Here is a 20,070-nt window from a genome sequence, read left to right on the forward strand (position 1 = left end):
TTATCCTTTGATAATAATTGCGTAATAGTTGCCGCCTTCCGTCGCCCCTACCAGCAATACATATTTAATTTTGATATTCAGAGGCTGACGCACAAAATTTATACGCTGATCAACAAAGTCACTGGTATACGGTATAGCAGGAACTGCCTGCTTTTTAATACAATCAAGAAGTATGATCAGATTCAACAAGCCTGCACACGAAGCCACGAAGCCAAAAAAGGCGTTGTAGTTGACTACCGGGACTATTGGATTAACCTGACGAAATGATTCATATATGGCATTCAACTCAATTGTTGAATTCTCAATGCTTCCGTTGCTGGTGCCACACACCAAATCGATATCTCTGGCACAAATTCCTGCATCATTTAGCGCGCGTTCGATGGCTAAGGCCATTGCGCTGGATTTTTCATCAATTTGAGTAACATCAAAATAGCTGTTGTTGCATGATTTACCATACCCGACAACTTCCGCTAAAACCTCAGCGCCGCGCGCAGCGGCCGCAAGCGGATCTTCGAGCATTAACATACAGGCGCCTTCGCCAGGTACGTAGCCCTTCGCTTCTTTAGCATAGACCTGATAGTCCCTGACATCAGATGCCGCGTGAATCTTCTGCGTCACCCCATCCATGTATAGAGACATGGAAGGGAAATACTCATCAGCGCCCCCGACAATAACTTGCGGCTGAAGCTGCTGGCGAATGATCTCATAACCATAAGTTAATGCGCCAAGAGCCGCATTTTCACCGGTTGCAAGAGTAGTGGTGTACCCTTTTACCCCTTCAGAAATACCGCAAAAAGTTGCAATCGCATTCATCAGTGAACCAGGAAACTCCGACGTACGTACCTTTCCAGGGTCTGGCTTCAGACTCTGCAAATATTTATAAGTTGTCTCTTGTGGCCCGCGCGCCATGCCCATAACCAGACCGAGTTCTTCTCCATCGCGCTTAATACGTCGCTTAGCCATATTTAGCGCTTCCGTAAGCGCAATTAGCGCGAAGGTACCGCCGCGAGTAGCCTTACGCGAATCGAAGCGACGCAGGTGTTTACGCGGCTCAAGCCCTTTGACCTGGAAAGTTTTAAAGGTGGATGGTTCATGCGATGCTTCACAGCTGGCAATGCCATAATTTGCCCCAAAAAGCTCCTCAAACTGCCTGCTCTTTATTAAAACATGCAGCAGCTCTTCAGCTTCAATTAATACATCTTGAGGGAAAATGATCTCCTCAAGCTCGACGGCGCTGCTTTCAATTTGACTAATATTCGTAAGTATTTCATTGATACGATGCCCAATAGCGGATACAGCTCCTATGCCAGTTATCGCTACCCTTTTGGCCTCATATGAAGTCACCGGAACCGAGCCCGGCCTGGTGCTTACAATCATGCAGCAGTTGTTACCCCCGAATGCATAGTTATTCTTCATAAAGATATTAATATCTTTTTTTACGAACTCATTCGGGACGTAATCCAGATCGCAGTTAGGCCGTGCCTCAGTGAAATTAAGGGTAGGTAGTACCTGTTGGTCAGGCAAAGTGACCAGGCAAGCTATAAGTTCAACGATTCCGGCAGCGCCAATATTATGGCCAAAGTAGGATTTCGTAGAACTGATCGGAATATTTTCAATGTCGCGAAACACTTTTTTCATCGCCAACGTTTCGATTTGATCGTTAGCTTCAGTACCTGTTCCGTGCGCATTAATATAATCAACCTGATCGGGTGTAATCCCCGCATTAGCCATGGCCTTTAACATAACTTGTACTGCTCCGCTGGCTCGCGGATCGGGCCCTGTTTCGTGGTAAGCGTCGCAGGATGTGGCATAAGAAAGAATCTCGCCATAGATGGTAGCGCCGCGTGCAATGGCGTGTTCATACTCTTCCAGTACAATAGCCCCCGCCCCCTCGCCAATTGACATACCGGATTGGCCAGAGAAAGGTGAACAGGATACGGGATGCATGACATTGAGAGCATAAAAGCCAGCAAAGGTCGGTAAATAGATCGGCTCCGTCCCAACTGCCAGCATAGCGCTACTCTTGCCATTCTGAATATAATCGAATGCCATACCTACGGCATTAGGGCTTGCTGTACAGGCCGTGGCAACAAGTTCGACTCCACCTTTCAGCCCTAACAATGTCGAAACGCTGGAACAGCAGGAAGAGAAGCCACCGGAATACATCGCCTTACGTAAGGAAAAATCCTGAATTCGCTGCTCAAAAAGCGGCAGGAAGGCTTCTGTACCCGCAGAGGAAACGCCAACTATTAAGCCCATCTCATCAAGGCAACGAGGGCAGTTAACCAGGCCGGCCTGTATCAACGCGTCCCTGCCAACCTTATATGCCCACAGCGCAGCGTTATCGAGCGAGGCAATAATCTCCTCAGATAATTCAGGACAATCGATTTCATGTAGTACTTCGGCCGCCCGTGCGTTTTCAAACCATTCTGAAAAACGTGCGCTATCAGTAATACCATTTTCCTTCTGTAGCAGGGCTAGCCTGAAATCCTCAATATTATCCGCAAGAGATGACAGGATGCCCATCCCTGTAATAACTACTCTTTTCCTGTTTGTTTTCATAATATCCGGAAAACCCTTGATTTAAACAGCAAATAAAAAATAACGACCGTGTTTAGCAAGTTAACTTTAATACTCTATGCTTTATAAAACACTTTTCGCTTTCGATGGATCAATATAGCTATGCGTTGTCGGGTTAACCAGCAAACTGAAATTATATATAAATGGTAAAGTTTTAGTTTTTGCCGCAATATCACCGTGCGCTGTTTTTATTATGTAACCGTCGATGTCTGATAGTGCATAAGGGGTATTAATAAACGCCAACGCTATCCAACTTTGCGCAGCCGGAGAATATACAGCATTAATAATAAACCCAACGGTCTGCCCATTAACAAGGATTTTATCATCCTTGCTAAGCGACGCGCAATTAACGCACGGAACAATGCCAACAACTTTGCGAGCAGCACTCTGGGCAGACATCAGCTCAACAGCAGCTTTGCCGATGAAATCTTCCTTGTCATACTGGATAGCCCACTGCAATTGTAATTCGACAGGGTTTGTTGAATATTCTGCGTAAATGCTTTGATCCCAGCCAGGATTTTCTACGCGAACTATACGCTGGTAATCCAAACCGCCAGTTTTAAGTAAGTACTTAACTCCTATCTTTTGTAATTTAACCCATAGTTCAACGAGTAAACTTTGAGGGCCAATTACTTGATAGGCAAACTCCCCATGCTTACCGCAGCGGAAGACAATTAAGTCATCTTCAGTATTCATGTATTCGCAATAAGGAAGACCGATGATATCATATCCATAGATCTCGGACATCAACTCCCAGGAATATGGCCCTTCAAGCATGATAGCCCCCCAGTTATCGTCTTCCATGGATTTTATTTCCGGGTTCTCCTGAATACCTAAATCATCATATTTTTCCGCTGCGAACTTAAGGACTTCTATAATCCTGGCAACAGAAATATTTTCAGACAATATATAATAACCATCCATGGCACACAGCACATACATATCACCAAGGATAGTCCCGTCGTCATTCAAGACGAGTGAATAAATTCCTTGTTCATCTCGTACAATTGAAATGTCAGCAGAGGCAATGTGATTTACAAGAATCCATGCATCTTCACCTGTTACGCTAACAATGGCCATATGAGAGTAGTCGACCAGCAAAGCATTCTCTCTCACCGCTTTATATTCATCTAAAATATCATGATAGGATGAAGGTATGCTCCGGTTGTTATAATTGCCCATCACAGCATTATCTTTTAAATGTAAATCGAAAAGCGAGCTCATAAAACACCTTTATAAATTAACATGATTGACATCAGGAATGTTTTTTCTGAATAATAAATGAAGCAAGGCTATTAATACTTCTCATATATGATGGATCATCCCCTTCTTGCACTTGAATGTTAAAAGCCTTATCAAGCATGACGATAATCTCCGTCGCATCAACAGAGTCCAGCTTCAGTCCATTGCCAAACAAAGGAGTATCGTCATCAATTTGATGCTCTTCACGTTGAATATTAAGCCGATGAATAAGCTCCGCTTTTATAGTCACAAGTATTGATTTTCTTTGATCGATCTTCTCATTAATATCAGTCATAACATTCCCTTACGATAAATTATAAAACTTCCCGAAAATTGATAATGGTGCCCTGGCTTATAATTTTCTTACCTACATTGGCAATAACCGAGTAATGTTTAAAGCCATTATTATCAGAAAACGCGAGTTTACTTACCACTTCAATAGTATCCCCCGGATAAGCTGAGGCTTTAAACTTCAAATTTTGCGCAGCCAGTACTCCACGAACCTGTGCCCGACGCTTATGTATAACTTCAAGCATATCAGGTTGATCTATATATGTGTGGATATCACGCAGAGACAGAAATTCTCGCCCTGTGCGTAGTTGATAAATATCGCAAATGTCACACAAAAAAGAGAAATATTCACTAGCCTGGCCAAATATCTCCGAAATAATAGCCCCTGGCATGATAGGATCTTCAGGAAAATGGCCAAGAAGATACGGTTCATTATAAGTGACATGCTTTATCACTTTAACATACCCATTCTCGCCATACTTAAAATCATCGATTCTATCTACCATTAACAATGGCTGGCGCCACCCACCCATAGCCAGAAAAACTTTTGTCGGGATCTTAAATTTTGACATATATCACCGCATAACCATACCACCATCAATGACGATGGTTTGCCCGACAATATAACTTGAAGCAGAAGAGCTCAAATAAACAATAGTATTTGCAACTTCTTCACATTTCCCAAGGCGCTTAAGCGGAATTGAATTAGTGACTTCACGCACTACCGTACGAGACACTTTTTTAACCATTTTTGATTCGATCATTCCCGGCGCAACGGCATTTACTCGTACGCCCCGCGGCGCAAGCTCAGCGGCCAGCGTTCGTGTGAAACTTAAAATGGCACCTTTGGAAGCGCTATAATTAACCTGACCAATACTCGGAACAATAGCAGCAATAGATGCAACATTAATGATTGTAGGGTTCTGGGCCGAACGTAACAAAAGTAAGACCTCTTTAGTCAAGCGAAAAAGCCCCAGAAGATTAGTATTAATAACAGAGCTAAAATCATCAAAAGTCATAGCAGCAAAGAGGTTATCTTTCACTATTCCTGCATTGTTCACTAAAACATCCAGTTTTCCTTTATCACTGGATAATTGTGCACATATGGCCGCAACATCTTCCTGATTCGATAGATCCCCCTGCAGGAGATGAAGTTTTTTTCCAGCAGGATGATGTGATTGAAGCTCCTTCAACTGCGTTTTATTGGTGCAGTAAAGTGCATAAACGACGCATCCTTGCTCAAGAAATTTGCCGCAAATGGCGTGACCGATATCACCGCTGGCGCCTGTGACTAATACGGTTTTATCAACGAGGTCATTATAATTATACATATCTATTGATCACCTTAATTAACAAAGAATAGTCACTGCGATTGCATGAGTACGGCAATGAGAGATACTTAAGGAGATATTAGCAACTCCTTGCTCATCGAGGATTTCCTTCAGTCTTCCGGTTATCAAAAACGCTGGCTTTCCATATTCATCATGCGTGACCTCAATATCATGAAAGCGGATTTTATTGTTAAACCCATAACCTACTGCTTTTACAATTGATTCTTTTGCCGCCCAGAACCCAGAAGCGCGCTCATAATTTGGGTCGTGCGGGTTAATTTTATTAATCTCAGCATGAGTAAACACTCTCTGTAAAAAGCAAGAATTGCTGTTCGTCAAGGCCTGAATAATTCTTTCCACTTCAACAATATCCGTACCAACACGCATGATTTATCGCTACGATAGTTATAATTGGTAATTAAAGTTAAACTTAACTTTATACTTATCTACATTTAAATTATCGGGGTAGACAAAAGGGCTCGATAAGGATAAATCGTACTCCAAACCATAAACAACTCCTTTTAAACCGGTTATGCCGCCCATTATTTTTTTACTCTCAATCTCCTGCACCGGGACCTTACCGATGATTTGGCCATAATCCAGACCAAAATAGGGAGTTATGTTTTTATAACCTGTAATAAGATTGAGCGTGTTCTGTATATAAAATCCCTTATTACCATAAATTCCTCCACTATCATCAAAGCCACGAACACTCCAACGGTCGCCTATAGTAAGCTGATCCTGTAGAGTAAGATTATCCGGCGTATACTGTACACCGAGATTAAGTTCATAATAAGCATCAACAGGTAATGAAGTTAGCCATTTCATATAATTCACATTCAGATTCATGATCTGACTCTGGCGACTTACATCTCCGTTACGCATATCCGGCGTTTCTGTACTTCCTAAGGCCTTGATAAAACGTTGCCAGCTTAAACTGGAATCTAATACGGCCCCGGGGAAATTTTTCTTGTAATTTACCCCGAGCTTCAAATTACTCATATCGCGTTTTTGTAAAACTAATTCTTCCCCCCCTAATGTATAATCATACTTGCGTCTGATAAGTTCTGCATTGGCGGAAAGCTTTGAACTCGCATCACGATGCAGCATTCGTGATCCCTTAAGGCTGAAGTACTGCGTCTTCCCCACATAGTCAAAATCATAGGGGCCAACATCAATACTCTGTTTTGATTTACTACTACTATAAAAAAGGCTTAATTCAGAGTATCCAAAAGGGATACTATAGTAGGTGCTAACATTTTTATACCCTCCTGTCTGACTACTGGTACCGGCCAAATAAAAAAGATCGCTAGATTTCGTTAAATTATAAAGATAACCGGTTGTCCCTAAGAGTTGGTTGCCAGTACTTTTATCACCAAAATTGTTATATGTTGTTCTTAAATTCCATCTTTTAGTACGCTGAGGTTTAATCTCAACTTCACTGGTACCGTTGTTAACGCCAGGTATGATATTTATCTTAACATCAACCCAAGGCGTCCTCTGTATATTTTCCAGCCCCTGCTCAATATCCCTGACATTCAGAATATCTCCTTCCTTAAAGGGCAACCCCCATGTACTTATATCATTATCAGATATAATAACTTGTGATATTCGCCCAGGAATAACTCGCAGCTTTAGTTTTTTAGTCAAAAGATCCTGAGAAGGTATCTCGACTCGGGTTGTTATGTACCCGGAATTTATAAAGTGATCCTGCAAAACGACAGCTGCTTTTTGTAATCCTTTGACCCCCAAACACTTACCGGTGATTCTTTTTTTAATTTTTTGGATCCAGCGATCGTTCAGGAAGTCATTTTCGAGAATAAGCTCGTCAATATCATAGCATGGCGTCTCTTGTGGAAAATCGCTATCCACCGCTATTTCCTGTACGGCTTGCGAAAAAACATCTTTTTTTTCAATCTTCCGTTCTTTGATTGATGTATTATCATTACTCTGCTGTTCTTTTATCATACGCCCGAGCGGCATGTCTGCAAACGTCTTCGAGCTGAAACTCATTAATATCAAGGCCGCGCTGAAAATATATCGAATATCCATTTCGTTTCCTGACAGGTAAAAGCAGCAATCCCTTGCTGCCTTTACCTTATATTTAGCGTTCTATCTATTTACCAACCACAGTACCAAATATATTTGTTATATTTGCAGCTGTCTGAAGTCCTTGAGCCCCACCAAAGACAGCCCAAAAGCCAGTATTGATAACTTTTTTGGCATTGATTACTGCTTTTCCTTCGGTATAGATATTCAAATAATTATAGATATTATTTGCCACATTCAGATTGAGTTGGGATGAAGCAACCAGGTTACCCATATTAGAGACATTATTAGCATCGACCCTGGTCGTATACCCAGTGATATTACCATTAGCATTGTTGGTCAAGTCAGTATTGGTAGTAATTGTCAATGCCTTCCCAGAAACGATATCTTTATTGTTAGCTATAGTGTATCCACTAACGTTAAGATTCCCGTCAGCATTAATGGTATGAGAATTTCTTAAATAGCCGGTGCTTTTTACAGTCACATCCCCCTTGCCACTAATCCAGCCATTATTGAAATAATCACCATTAACATTTATGAAAATATCTCTATCTGAGGAAATAATACCAGTTGCGGTATTTTTAGCGATAGAACCGTTACCTTCTAAAGACAGCGAGTCAACATTAATATTCATGTTGCCTGCACTGTAAACGGTTGAATAATCTGCAGCAACATGTTTGGCAGCGATGTTCATGTTGCCAGAATTAGCAACCACCTGCCCTTTGTTGTTTGCCAGGTTACCAGAAAGGTTAATGTTAGCATCTCCCGACTGAGAGATAATACGTCCAGAAGTATTGTTGACATTTTTTGCGGTAATATTCAGATCTTTACCGGCGATTACACCGCCTTCCTGGTTGATATAACCGAAATATTGTCCAGCATAAGCTCCAAACATGTTACTAGAACTAACATTAATGTCGCCTTCCGCCTTTAACGTCAGGTTTTCATCGGAGACCATCATTGAATACTTGCTGTCCAGATATGAGCCTGATTCAACGTTGATATTTTTGGCGAGAATCAATGAGCTGTCGTTAATAATTTTGTTAGCTTTAATCGATACGTCACCCTCGGTAGACGTTACCATAGCAAGACGGCTATCAAATTTGTCGCTAAGCTCGATATTAACACCTTTTATACCATTGATTCCTGCCTGGCTGGTCCGCAGCTCACGACCTTCGATTGAAATATTCTGACTACTTTCAATTTTCCCCTGGTAGTTATCGATATCTCTAGTGGTCTTTAATTTAATATCACCAGCTGAGGCGATTGTTCCAGCATTATTAAAGACATAATCTGCCGAGATGTCTGTGCCGCTTCCAGAAATTATACCTTTGGCCTCAGCACCGGCCGGATCGAGTGATTTATTATTGTTATTTTTAATAGCTTTAGTAGTTGTTATTTTCACATTAGCTGCACTGGAGCGAATCAAGCCAGTTATATTTTCTATATTACCAGTACTATTAATCTCTACGTTTCCATCGGCATCAATAACGCCAGAGTTATTAGCCATAGAGCTATTCTTTAGATTAATATAATTGCCATGTATTTGACCATTACTATTGCTGAGTTCTCCGCTCTCGATAAGTACTATTGCCGCTTCGATACCAGCGTTTTTGCTTCTTCCGGAGTTGTTCAGCTTATTATTGTTGGTATTAACCGTTAACATTCCTCCAGATGCAATCTTACCATTGGCATTATCCAGTGCACCGCTTAGAATGTTAATATCTGATGCAGCAGAAATATTTCCCCCAGTGGTATTATTGATGCTGCTTTTGGCAGTATCAATTGTAATACTTCTACCGCTGTTAATTTTACCGTTTATATTATCCAGAGCACCATTGGTATTTACAGCTATGTCGCCACTAGATTGAATCATAGCGCTGTTATTTATTAGCTTACCGTTGCTAGTGATATTAAGGCCACTGGCACCGCCGGCAATAGTCCCTTCGTTACGTACCCCAACGCCGCCTTCAGTGCTAATCAAATTAATGCGGTTGGCATACATACCGCCGAGTTTAGAGACATCCACGCCATAGGAAGCAGCTTTATCGATGGCCTCCACTGTGCCGGTGATAGAACCATCGACATCGATAACGTTGTTGCCTGCGGTGACTGATAGCTCATCAACTCTTAGACTTCCGTTCACTTTGACGCTGCGGGCTAAAATTTCTGTGGGTGATTCACTTTGGAAGTTACCAACAGTAATATTGCCGCCCTTCACGGTATAACCGGTTAATGCACCATCTTTTACATTTGGCGTACCGGTCGTCAGCGTCCCTTTTTCCGCATTGATGAAACCACCCCCTTGGGTGGTAATCCCATTTGGGTTAGCAATGATCAGATGAGCAGAATCGCCGGCCACTTCCATCATCCCGTTGATGGTACTTGCATTTTTTGAAGTTACTTCATTCAGAATAACTTTCGCGGTTCCACCCGCGAGATTAGCATTACCTTCAATCTGCCCGGCCAGAGTCGTTTGCACAGCGCTGGCGGAGTTATTGAAAATCACCCCTTCTTTGCCCACGTTCAGTGTTTCGTAAACGTTATGTGAAAGTCCTTTGCTATTTGCTTCTTTAATATTCACAACAGGAACACCGTTTGCTGACGTGACGTTCCCATTAATGATTGAGATATCAGCCTGGGCCATTACCGGTAAAAGCAGTAATATTGAAGCAGCAACAGGATTTAATTTTAGCATTCTTTTTTTATTCGCGTAATGTTTCATATAAACCTTTTCAGATAGTATTGATAGAGCACAGCCTGATGGAATTACACAATGTGCAAGCATCATCATTCACATCAGGCCATTTTTAGCACACTAATTAGTGCACCGATCCTTGTGTATAAATCACATCCAATTCATCAACATCTTGTATACAGCAACTAATATGATTTATGAAATATATGAAGCATAAACTTTAGTATTTTTAAGCAAAATATTTAGTCGATTATATTTTTAATTTACGAATTTTACCCTCTGCAGAGGTTGTATCCGCGTAAGCTTATCTCTGTTCTGCACCTTATGGTTTAGGCCGCTGATATTATCCCTGCCGGCCACAACTTTCATACAACACTTAACTGACTTCGCTATACTTTCCTCGAATAGTTTCATAAACAAAAGTGAATTATTACCCATTATATCAACTTCCAGACCTTCATGATGAAGATCAAGAATGAATATTATCTTTAAATTAAATCGGAAGATTTCTAATATCCTCAACTTTGTGTTTACTATTGTTTCATGCGAAATCAAAAAGAATAACACCGCTCAAATCCGGGCTTCAACAATCTGATTTTATTGGATTTTAGCAGCAACCTCAGATAAACACACCATTCAGACAGGCGCTATTCGTTCGAAAACTCATTTCACAATATTAATAAAGTGAGGGTTCTGGTAAACATCCGGATGTTAGTGTTACCTATCTGAAATCGCTTTAATTTTATTTTCATCAATTTCTGATACCTTATGCGATGTGTTATTGAACATTAAATTATAAAAATACCAGGCAGGTAAATAATAAGTACGATGAATAAAAACATCTCCATATTCCCCTACCAGACAAATTTTATATGGTGGCAACATAGTGAAATTCGAATAATTCAACCGACTCTTTGATGAGTAAAAGCGCTAATACGTCAATGAATAGTCTATTAAGGAATTAGTATGGCAAAACATGAAATATATTTGAATGCAAGCTCAAGGACATAACCTTGCCGGCTATCGCCAGTATTATGCAACTGGCGTGCTGTACCGCTTACCAGTCATAATCGATATGCGGGTTTAATGTCTGAGAGCAAGCCGCTGTTGCAAGGCTGAAAGGAGATTGATTAACTAAAGGGAATATTATTGTGTAGTTGAACTCATTAATTTCACATTTAAAATGTCATGATTCAGAACGTGAGTGAAAATGGGCGACGGCTTATCCGACCGTTCTAATGGGCCGGATAAGCGTGTACTATCTGAGCATACTGGCTAATCGCGGAAATTTTTGAACTGGAACGGCTGACCTAAATCACCGCCGCGTACCAGAGCCATAACCGCCTGCAGATCGTCACGAGATTTTCCAGTAACGCGAATTTCTTCACCCTGGATCTGCGCCTGCACCTTCAGCTTACTGTCCTTGATAAGCTTAACGATTTTCTTCTGCGTCGCGCTCTCAATTCCCTGCTTCAGCTTTGCATCGACAAACCAGGTCTTACCGCTGTGCACGAACTCATCCGGAACTTCAATAGAACTGCCTTCAATTCCGCGTTTAAGCAGCTTGGCGCGCAGAATATCCAGCAGTTGATTAATCTGGAAATCAGACTCACTGAGGACCTTGATGGACTCGTTCTTTTCGTTCAGTTCAAAGCTCGCTTCGACGTTACGAAAATCAAAACGCGATTCAACTTCACGGGTCGCGTTCTCTACGGCGTTTCGAACTTCCTGAAGATCGACTTCAGAGACAATATCGAAAGATGGCATCTTTTCCTCTCCTTCAGTTTCTTTTGCGTTGCATAATACCTGCAACGCGACATAACTCAACTTGTTATCCCGAAAGGATAACTGATAACGCTATACTTTAGCCATGAGCACCTGATGCAGCACTCACAGGTGAGGAGGAATAATGAAAGTAACCGTACTCGGATGCGGTGCACTGGGACAGTTATGGCTAACTGCGCTGTACAAACACGGGCATGAAGTCCAGGGCTGGTTACGCGTCCCCCAGCCATTCTGTAGCGTCAATGTCATTGATACCGACGGTAGCGTGTTTAATGAATCATTTATCGCTAACGATCCTGATTTTCTCGCCAGTAGCGACCTGTTACTGGTCACGCTGAAAGCCTGGCAGGTCTCCAACGCGGTGAAAAATCTGAGCGCAATTTTGCCCTCATCATCGCCTGTTTTGCTCATGCATAATGGTATGGGAACCGTGGATGAGCTTAAAAGCATCAGACAGCCGCTGCTGATGGCTTCGACAACCCAGGCTGCTCGCCGCGACGGCAACGTCATTGTCCATGTTGCCAATGGCACCAGCCACATTGGTCCAGCGAAAAATTATCCGCAGGACTACAGTTATCTTGCCGATGTGCTCCAGGGCGTGCTACCTGACGTTGCCTGGCATAATAATATCTACCCCGCAATCTGGAGTAAGCTGGCTGTTAACTGCGTGATCAACCCGCTGACGGCGTTGAAGAACTGCCATAACGGCGCCTTACGCGAATATCCTCAGGAGGTCGCTGACATCTGCTATGAAGTTGCGGCGGTTATGGAGCGCGAGGGGATGCATACCTCGCCGGAAAACCTGTTATTCTATGTTCATCAGGTTATTGAAAGTACGGCAGAAAATACTTCTTCAATGCTGCAGGATATTCTCGCCCAGCGCCATACGGAAATCGACTATATTACCGGTTTTCTGCTAAAGCGTGCTCGAGCCCACGGTATAGCCGTACCTGAAAATACCCGTCTGTTTGAACTGGTTAAGCGTAAGGAGAATGAATATGAGCGCGTCGGCACTGATTTGCCTCGCCCCTGGTAGCGAAGAGACCGAAGCGGTCACCACCATAGATTTACTCGTTCGCGGCGGCATAAAGGTCACAACCGCCAGCGTCGCCAGCGATGGCGATCTGACGATTGTCTGCTCGCGCGGCGTCAAGCTGCTGGCCGATGCGCCACTGGTGGAAGTGGCCGATGGCGACTTCGATATCATCATTCTTCCTGGCGGCATTAAGGGCGCCGAGTGCTTCCGCGACAGCCCTCTGCTGGTTGAGACCGTGCGTCAGTTTCACCTTTCCGGGCGTATCGTCGCAGCGATCTGCGCCGCGGCGGCCACCGTACTGGTGCCGCATAATCTGTTCCCCATCGGCAATATGACCGGATTTCCCGGGTTGAAAGATCGCATTCCTGCCGGGCAGTGGCAGGACAGGCGCGTCGTCTGGGATGCTCGCGTTAAGCTACTTACCAGCCAGGCGCCCGGGACGTCCATTGATTTCGCTTTAAAGATAATTGATCTGCTGGTTGGGCGTGAAAAAGCCCATGAAGTCGCATCACAGCTGGTCATGGCGGCGGGAATTTATAACTACTACGAAGCGTGAGCCAACGGCGGAAATTTCCGCCGTTACCTTCACATATGACGTTCAATAAACCTGAATACCTGCGCTCGCGGATACGCATCTAAATCAACGGGGATCCACAAAAATCCTAAGGTCCCTAAATCTAAATAATCCATTTTTCCGTGAGTTACGATCCCCTTAACGTGTCTCCACGCCAGAAAAGCCCGGTAATTTTGATTAGAGTGATCCATCCAGCTTACGCCCTCCTCCCACAGCTGAAGGCAATATCCGCTGCGAATAGCTTCATTGGCGTCATAAAAGCGACGGGACCAACATCTCTGAAATCGGCGATAAAGAAGCCGGATGGTCAACACGCCGACAATGTAGCATCCCAGAAAAACGGCTATCACCTTTGAATTGCGTAACCTGAAAAGATACTCGCCCGCCCCATCGCTAATGGACCAGGCGCTTAATCTGAACTGATAATGACCATCGCTCAATGACGCAAAAAAGGCAAAAATCAGCCACATAATAAGTGTGCTAATAAGAAATGCGGGTACAGGAGCTAAACGGCGGCGACGTTCTGGCAATGCGAGCCGGGCCAGCCTCGCTCCCCACTGGTATTGGGAAAACGACAAACACTGTCCCGGAATATAAATCGTCAACGGCACGCCATCCTGGCCTGCGGGTTGTTCAGGAATCATATAACATCCTTGTTATCAATTTGTTATGGGCGATACACCTTCACGTTCTGGAAGCCCTGCTCGCGCAGATACAGCGCCTGCAGGCGGCTCATCACGCCGCGTTCACACCACAGCAGCCAGGTTTTATTCTGGTCGAGATCGCCAAATTTGGTGCTGAGCTTATAGAACGGTAGAGAGACCACATCCACGCCTTCCACCTTTAACGGCCTGTCATCCTGTTCGTCGACAGAACGAATGTCGAGGATTACGTCGTTCGGGCCAAAGCCGCTGACGGTTTCCACTTCCACCACGTCCTGTTCTGTCTGCTGAGCAATATCGCGGATATCGATATTCGTCGCTTCCGCTACCACTCTTTCCAGGATGTCGAAATCGAAGTGCTCTTCTTCCGCCTCGATCTTCGCCTTTACCGCTTTAATGGTCGGGCTCTTCGAGATAACCCCGCAGTATTCCGGCATGGTACGGGCAAAATCTTCGGTACCGATTTCACGCGCCAGATTAATAATGTGCTCTTTATCGTGTGAAATCAGCGGACGCAGAATCAGGGTATCCGAGACGTTGTCGATCAGACGCAGGTTGGTCAGCGTCTGGCTGGAGACCTGTCCCAGCGCTTCGCCGGTAACCAGCGCCTGCACGCCGTAGCGCTCGGCGACTTTTGACGCCGCGCGAACCATCATACGCTTGAGCACCACGCCCATCTGGCCATCATCGACTTTTTCCAGAATCTCGCCAACCACGGGTTCGAAGTTAATCGCCACGAAACGTACCCGGTGGGAACTGCCGAAACGGTTCCACAGGTAGTGCGCCACCTGACGTACGCCGATTTCATGCGCAGCGCCGCCGAGATTAAAGAAGCAGTAGTGCACGCGACAACCGCGACGCATCAGCATATAGCTGGAGACGCCGGAGTCGAAACCGCCGGAAATAAGCGACAACACGTCTTCCTGGGTGCCTATCGGGAAACCGCCAATACCTTCATAGCGCCCTTTAACCAGCAGCAGGCGATCGTTTTCAATCTCGAGGTTCACCGTCACATCGGGGTCGGTTAACTTCACGCGCGCCGTTTCAATATGTTGGTTCAAACCGCCGCCAACGTAGCGCTCGACTTCGATTGAGGTAAACTCATGCTTACCGCGGCGCTTAACGCGCACGCAGAAGGTTTTACCTTCCAGCGCTTCACGCCACAGCGGCAGCGTCTGCTCGAAAATATCGTGCAGGGAAGTATAAGGAACGTCCTCGACTTCAAGAATATGGTGAATACCGGGGATACGGGTCAGGGCATCGCGAATAGCCAGGCGCTGGTTTTCATCCTTTGCCCGAACCTCGATATGATCCCAATGACGAACGACGGCAAGCGTCTCATCATAGTTTTTGAGAACGTTACGAATGTTCCCGGTTAAAATTTTAATGAAGCGCAATCGCACAGATTGGCTTTTGATGGTGATTTCCGGGAACAATTTAATGATAAACTTCATGGCGACAATATTCGTTGGCAAGCCCGACGGGGCTTTAAGCATAAAAAGTTGTACAGGCGCGATCGGCGTCTGCATCCAGGGCGCGGAGTATACCACTATTGGACGCTTTTCACCTGGCATTGCGCGTTATTTGATTAACCGCGCGACTTCGTTACCATATTGATAGCCATCGAGACATAACAAGAGTCTATATTCACTATGCCAAAGAAAAATGAGGCCCCGGCCAGCTTTGAGACCGCCCTGGGCGAGCTGGAGCAGATTGTTAATCGTCTGGAAAGCGGCTCGCTGCCGCTAGAAGAAGCGCTCGGCGAATTCGAGCGCGGCATACAGCTTGCGCGCCAGGGGCAGGCAAAGCTGCAGCAGGCCGAGCAGCGCGTGCAAATTTTGCTGGCGGATAGCGAAGATGCGCCGCTGACGCCTTTTACGCCGGACGCTGAATAAATGGATTTTCCGCAACAGCTACAGTCGTGCGTTGAGCAGGCTAACGAAGCGCTGCGTCGTTTTATCGCTCCGCAGCCCTTTCAGAACACTCCGCTGGTCGAAGCCATGCAGTACGGCGCACTATTGGGCGGCAAGCGCCTGCGCCCGTTTCTGGTTTACGCGACCGGCGACATGTTTGGCGTTAGCCGCGCTACGCTGGACGCTCCCGCCGCCGCCGTCGAATGCATCCATGCCTATTCGCTAATGCACGACGATCTTCCGGCAATGGACGATGATGATTTGCGCCGTGGACAGCCGACCTGCCATATAAAATTCGGTGAGGCGAACGCAATTCTTGCTGGAGACGCCCTACAAACGCTGGCGTTTTCTATACTGAGTGATGCGCCGATGCCGGAAGTACCGGATCGCGATCGTCTGGCGATGATTTCTGAACTGGCGCAGGCCAGCGGCATCGCCGGGATGTGCGGCGGTCAGGCGCTGGATCTGGAAGCGGAAGGTCATCAGGTTGACCTGCCGTCGCTGGAGCGTATTCATCGCCATAAGACCGGTGCATTGATTCGCGCAGCGGTACGAATGGGCGCACTGAGCGCAGGTGAAGCCGGACGCAGAGCGTTGCCCGCTCTCGATCGATACGCAGAAAATATCGGTCTCGCCTTCCAGGTCCAGGATGACATTCTCGACGTGGTAGGGGATACTGCCACCCTTGGCAAACGTCAGGGAGCCGACCAGCAGTTGGGCAAAAGTACCTACCCCGCCCTTCTGGGACTTGAGCAAGCCCGGAAAAAGGCCCATGACCTGATTACCGACGCCCGCCGGTCGTTAAACGAGCTGGCCGCGCAATCTCTGGATACCACGGCACTGGAAGCGCTCGCGAATTACATAATTCAGCGTGATAAATAAACAATAAATGAGTCTCTGATGAGTTTTGATATTGCCAAATACCCGACCCTGGCGCTGGTGGACTCCACCCAGGAGTTGCGTTTGTTGCCGAAAGATAGCCTGCCGAAACTGTGCGACGAACTGCGGCGCTACCTGCTGGACAGCGTCAGCCGCTCCAGCGGGCACTTTGCCTCCGGCCTCGGCACGGTAGAGCTAACCGTGGCGCTGCACTACGTCTATAACACGCCTTTCGATCGCCTTATCTGGGACGTCGGCCACCAGGCTTACCCGCATAAAATTCTGACCGGACGCCGCGATCAAATCGGGACTATCCGTCAGAAAGGCGGACTGCACCCCTTTCCCTGGCGCGGGGAGAGCGAGTATGACGTTCTTAGCGTCGGCCACTCGTCCACTTCTATCTCCGCCGGCATCGGCATAGCCATCGCCGCAGCCAAAGAAGATAAGCAGCGTCGCGCGGTCTGCGTGATCGGCGACGGGGCGATCACCGCCGGGATGGCGTTTGAAGCAATGAACCACGCTGGTGATATCAAACCCGACCTGCTGGTAGTGCTCAACGATAACGAAATGTCGATCTCTGAGAACGTCGGCGCGCTAAACAATCATCTGGCGCAGCTGCTTTCCGGAAAACTCTACTCCACGCTGCGCGAAGGCGGCAAAAAGGTCTTCTCTGGCGTACCGCCGATTAAAGAGCTGCTCAAACGCACCGAGGAACATATCAAAGGGATGGTGGTTCCGGGGACGCTGTTTGAAGAGCTGGGCTTTAACTACATTGGGCCGGTGGACGGCCACGATGTTATCGGTCTGGTTAACACGTTGAAGAACATGCGCGACCTGAAAGGTCCGCAGTTCCTGCATATCATGACCAAAAAAGGCCGCGGCTATGAGCCCGCCGAAAAAGACCCGATTACCTTCCACGCGGTGCCGAAGTTCGATCACACCAGCGGCGTGCTACCTAAAAGCAGCGGCGGCCTGCCAACTTACTCGAAAATCTTCGGCGACTGGCTGTGCGAAACCGCCGCAAAGGATGACAAGCTGATGGCCGTTACCCCCGCGATGCGCGAGGGTTCAGGAATGGTCGAGTTTTCGAAAAAGTATCCCAGCCAGTATTTCGACGTGGCTATCGCCGAACAGCATGCGGTCACCTTTGCCGCTGGCCTGGCGATTGGCGGCTATAAGCCGGTGGTGGCGATTTATTCAACCTTCCTGCAGCGCGCCTACGACCAGGTGATTCACGATGTCGCTATCCAGAAGCTGCCGGTGCTGTTCGCTATCGACCGCGCAGGAATCGTTGGCGCTGACGGTCAGACCCATCAGGGCGCATTTGATATCTCCTTCCTGCGCTGCATCCCGGATATGGTTATCATGACGCCAAGCGACGAGAACGAATGTCGCCAGATGCTCTATACCGGCTATCACTACAACGACGGCCCGAGCGCAGTGCGCTATCCGCGTGGCTCCGGTACCGGTGCTGCCTTTGAACCGCTGGCATCGCTGCCTATTGGTAAAGGCGTGGTGAAACGCGAAGGCGAGAAGATCGCCATCCTTAACTTCGGCACGCTGCTGCCGCAGGCCGCTAAAGTCGCGGAGAAGCTTAACGCCACTCTGGTGGATATGCGCTTTGCCAAACCGCTGGATGAAGCGCTGGTGCTACAGCTGGCCGCAGAACACGAGGTGCTGGTTACGCTGGAAGAGAATGCCATTATGGGCGGCGCGGGCAGCGGCGTGAATGAGCTGCTGATGTCTCGCCGTCGCGCGGTGCCGGTGCTGAATCTCGGCCTGCCTGATTTCTTCATCCCGCAGGGAACCCAGGAAGAAGCGTATGCCGATCTCGGCCTCGACGCCGCAGGAATTGAAGCCAAAATCCACGCCTGGCTAGCATAATTGCCGTCACCGCTCCTGCTATGCTTAAGGGATACTTTTATCCGTAGCAGGAGCGCACTATGCACTATATCCCTCTTGGCGATACCGATCTCCGCGTTTCCCGGCTCTGCCTTGGCTGTATGACCTTCGGCGAACCGGACCGCGGCAACCATGCATGGACCTTACCGGAAGAGAGCAGCCGCCCACTCATTAAATACGCCCTCGAAGGCGGGATTAACTTTTTCGACACCTCCAATAATTACTCTGACGGCAGCAGCGAAGAGATCCTCGGCCGCGCGCTGCGCGAATATGCCCGACGCGATTCCGTGATTGTCGCGACCAAGGTTTATCATCAGGTGGGCGATCTGCCGCAGGGACTGTCGCGGGCGCAGATCCTGCGATCTATTGACGACAGCCTGCGCCGTCTCGGTATGGAGTATGTCGACCTGCTGCAGATCCATCGCTGGGATTACACCACGCCCATTGAAGAAACCCTCGAGGCGCTCAACGACGTCGTCAAGGCGGGTAAAGCCCGCTATATCGGCGCATCGTCGATGCATGCGCGCCAGTTCGCGCAGGCGCTGGCATTGCAGGAGCAAAATAACTGGGCTCGCTTCGTCACCATGCAGGATCATTACAATTTGATTTACCGTGAAGAAGAGAATGAGATGCTACCGCTGTGCAGCCGCGCAGGGGTCGCGGTAATGCCCTGGAGCCCGCTTGCGCGCGGTCGTCTGACGCGTCCCTGGGGAGAAACCACCGCCCGCCTGGTATCGGATGAATTCGGTAAGTCGCTCTATAATGCCATGGATGAGAATGACGAGCAGATTGCCGCAAACCTTGCTGAGGTCGCGGAAGAGCTTGATGCCGAGCGCGCTCAGGTCGCGCTGGCCTGGCTATTGAGCAAGCCCGGCGTGGCCGCGCCGATTATCGGCGCGTCAAGGCAGGAACAGCTGGATGAACTGCTGCATGCGGTCGATTTAACGCTGACGCCAGAGCAGATTGAGAAGCTGGAAGCACCGTATAAACCTCACCCGATCGTGGGGTTCAAGTAACCCGCCGTCCCTACCAGATTCCCGGCTCGCGCTGCGCTTAGCCGGGCTACAGATTCACCAATATCTGCGGACAACGGGTTGACCACCGCCTCCGGGAAATTATGCCACTCTG

17 protein-coding genes are annotated in these 20,070 nt (G+C 47.1%); 6 read left to right on the forward strand and 11 right to left on the reverse strand.

What is annotated here, in order from left to right; translation table 11 throughout:
• From ACSIPU_RS10410 to ACSIPU_RS10450, 9 genes are all read right to left on the reverse strand, one after another.
• The gene (locus ACSIPU_RS10410; protein ID WP_029496866.1) at nt 1-2,562 is read right to left on the reverse strand and encodes a beta-ketoacyl-[acyl-carrier-protein] synthase family protein; all 2,562 of its coding nucleotides are present in this window, start codon (nt 2,560-2,562) and stop codon (nt 1-3) included.
• Between the two features lie 81 nt (nt 2,563-2,643).
• Nucleotides 2,644-3,804, reverse strand: a complete 1,161-nt coding sequence (locus ACSIPU_RS10415) for an aminomethyltransferase family protein (RefSeq protein WP_017146507.1) — start codon at nt 3,802-3,804, stop codon at nt 2,644-2,646.
• Nucleotides 3,805-3,835: 31 nt separating this feature from the next.
• A complete protein-coding gene (locus ACSIPU_RS10420) occupies nt 3,836-4,117 on the reverse strand; it encodes an acyl carrier protein (protein WP_004099489.1) in 282 nt (93 codons plus the stop codon).
• Nucleotides 4,118-4,136: 19 nt separating this feature from the next.
• The gene (locus tag ACSIPU_RS10425; RefSeq protein ID WP_017146509.1) at nt 4,137-4,685 is read right to left on the reverse strand and encodes a 3-hydroxyacyl-ACP dehydratase FabZ family protein; all 549 of its coding nucleotides are present in this window, start codon (nt 4,683-4,685) and stop codon (nt 4,137-4,139) included.
• A gap of 3 nt (nt 4,686-4,688) precedes the next feature.
• Complete coding sequence (locus tag ACSIPU_RS10430) at nt 4,689-5,444, reverse strand: SDR family oxidoreductase (RefSeq protein WP_142478342.1); 756 nt, start codon at nt 5,442-5,444, stop codon at nt 4,689-4,691.
• An 18-nt stretch (nt 5,445-5,462) separates the two neighbouring features.
• Complete coding sequence (gene acpS / locus ACSIPU_RS10435; protein ID WP_004099485.1) at nt 5,463-5,831, reverse strand: holo-ACP synthase; 369 nt, start codon at nt 5,829-5,831, stop codon at nt 5,463-5,465.
• A gap of 18 nt (nt 5,832-5,849) precedes the next feature.
• Nucleotides 5,850-7,496, reverse strand: coding sequence for a ShlB/FhaC/HecB family hemolysin secretion/activation protein (locus ACSIPU_RS10440; protein WP_017146513.1), 1,647 nt, complete (start codon nt 7,494-7,496; stop codon nt 5,850-5,852).
• Nucleotides 7,497-7,560: 64 nt separating this feature from the next.
• Complete coding sequence (locus ACSIPU_RS10445) at nt 7,561-10,218, reverse strand: two-partner secretion domain-containing protein (RefSeq protein WP_024273834.1); 2,658 nt, start codon at nt 10,216-10,218, stop codon at nt 7,561-7,563.
• A gap of 1,248 nt (nt 10,219-11,466) precedes the next feature.
• Complete coding sequence (locus ACSIPU_RS10450) at nt 11,467-11,958, reverse strand: YajQ family cyclic di-GMP-binding protein (protein WP_004099480.1); 492 nt, start codon at nt 11,956-11,958, stop codon at nt 11,467-11,469.
• A gap of 142 nt (nt 11,959-12,100) precedes the next feature.
• Here ACSIPU_RS10450 and panE point away from each other — a divergent pair, with 142 nt between their 5' ends.
• Together panE and yajL are read left to right on the forward strand one after the other, a co-directional pair.
• Complete coding sequence (gene panE / locus ACSIPU_RS10455) at nt 12,101-13,012, forward strand: 2-dehydropantoate 2-reductase (protein WP_017146517.1); 912 nt, start codon at nt 12,101-12,103, stop codon at nt 13,010-13,012.
• Entirely contained in the window at nt 12,975-13,568 is a 594-nt protein-coding gene (gene yajL / locus ACSIPU_RS10460; protein ID WP_004099475.1) for a protein deglycase YajL, read from the forward strand. The genes panE and yajL overlap by 38 nt, the downstream gene beginning before the upstream one ends.
• A 29-nt stretch (nt 13,569-13,597) precedes the next feature.
• Here the strand turns inward: yajL and ACSIPU_RS10465 are convergent, their stop codons facing one another.
• Nucleotides 13,598-14,230 (reverse strand): hypothetical protein, encoded by a 633-nt coding sequence (locus tag ACSIPU_RS10465; RefSeq protein WP_004099473.1) that lies wholly within the window; start codon nt 14,228-14,230, stop codon nt 13,598-13,600.
• A 23-nt stretch (nt 14,231-14,253) separates the two neighbouring features.
• Nucleotides 14,254-15,702, reverse strand: coding sequence for a tRNA uracil 4-sulfurtransferase ThiI (thiI, locus tag ACSIPU_RS10470; protein WP_024273832.1), 1,449 nt, complete (start codon nt 15,700-15,702; stop codon nt 14,254-14,256).
• A gap of 198 nt (nt 15,703-15,900) precedes the next feature.
• Here thiI and xseB point away from each other — a divergent pair, with 198 nt between their 5' ends.
• From xseB to ACSIPU_RS10490, 4 genes are read left to right on the forward strand one after another with little or no spacing between them, the layout of a single operon-like run.
• Nucleotides 15,901-16,143 carry an exodeoxyribonuclease VII small subunit gene (gene xseB / locus ACSIPU_RS10475; RefSeq protein ID WP_004099468.1) on the forward strand — a complete coding sequence of 81 codons (243 nt, stop codon included), beginning with the start codon at nt 15,901-15,903 and terminating at the stop codon, nt 16,141-16,143.
• A complete protein-coding gene (gene ispA, locus ACSIPU_RS10480) occupies nt 16,144-17,043 on the forward strand; it encodes a (2E,6E)-farnesyl diphosphate synthase (RefSeq protein ID WP_004099466.1) in 900 nt (299 codons plus the stop codon).
• Between the two features lie 18 nt (nt 17,044-17,061).
• Nucleotides 17,062-18,924 carry a 1-deoxy-D-xylulose-5-phosphate synthase gene (gene dxs, locus ACSIPU_RS10485; protein ID WP_016808654.1) on the forward strand — a complete coding sequence of 621 codons (1,863 nt, stop codon included), beginning with the start codon at nt 17,062-17,064 and terminating at the stop codon, nt 18,922-18,924.
• Between the two features lie 59 nt (nt 18,925-18,983).
• The gene (locus ACSIPU_RS10490; protein WP_004110982.1) at nt 18,984-19,958 is read left to right on the forward strand and encodes an aldo/keto reductase; all 975 of its coding nucleotides are present in this window, start codon (nt 18,984-18,986) and stop codon (nt 19,956-19,958) included.
• Nucleotides 19,959-20,070: the final 112 nt, after the last annotated feature.

It is taken from the genome of Klebsiella sp. HN106, from assembly GCF_051209435.1.
In the GTDB taxonomy this organism is placed as follows: Bacteria; Pseudomonadota; Gammaproteobacteria; order Enterobacterales; family Enterobacteriaceae; genus Klebsiella; species Klebsiella oxytoca.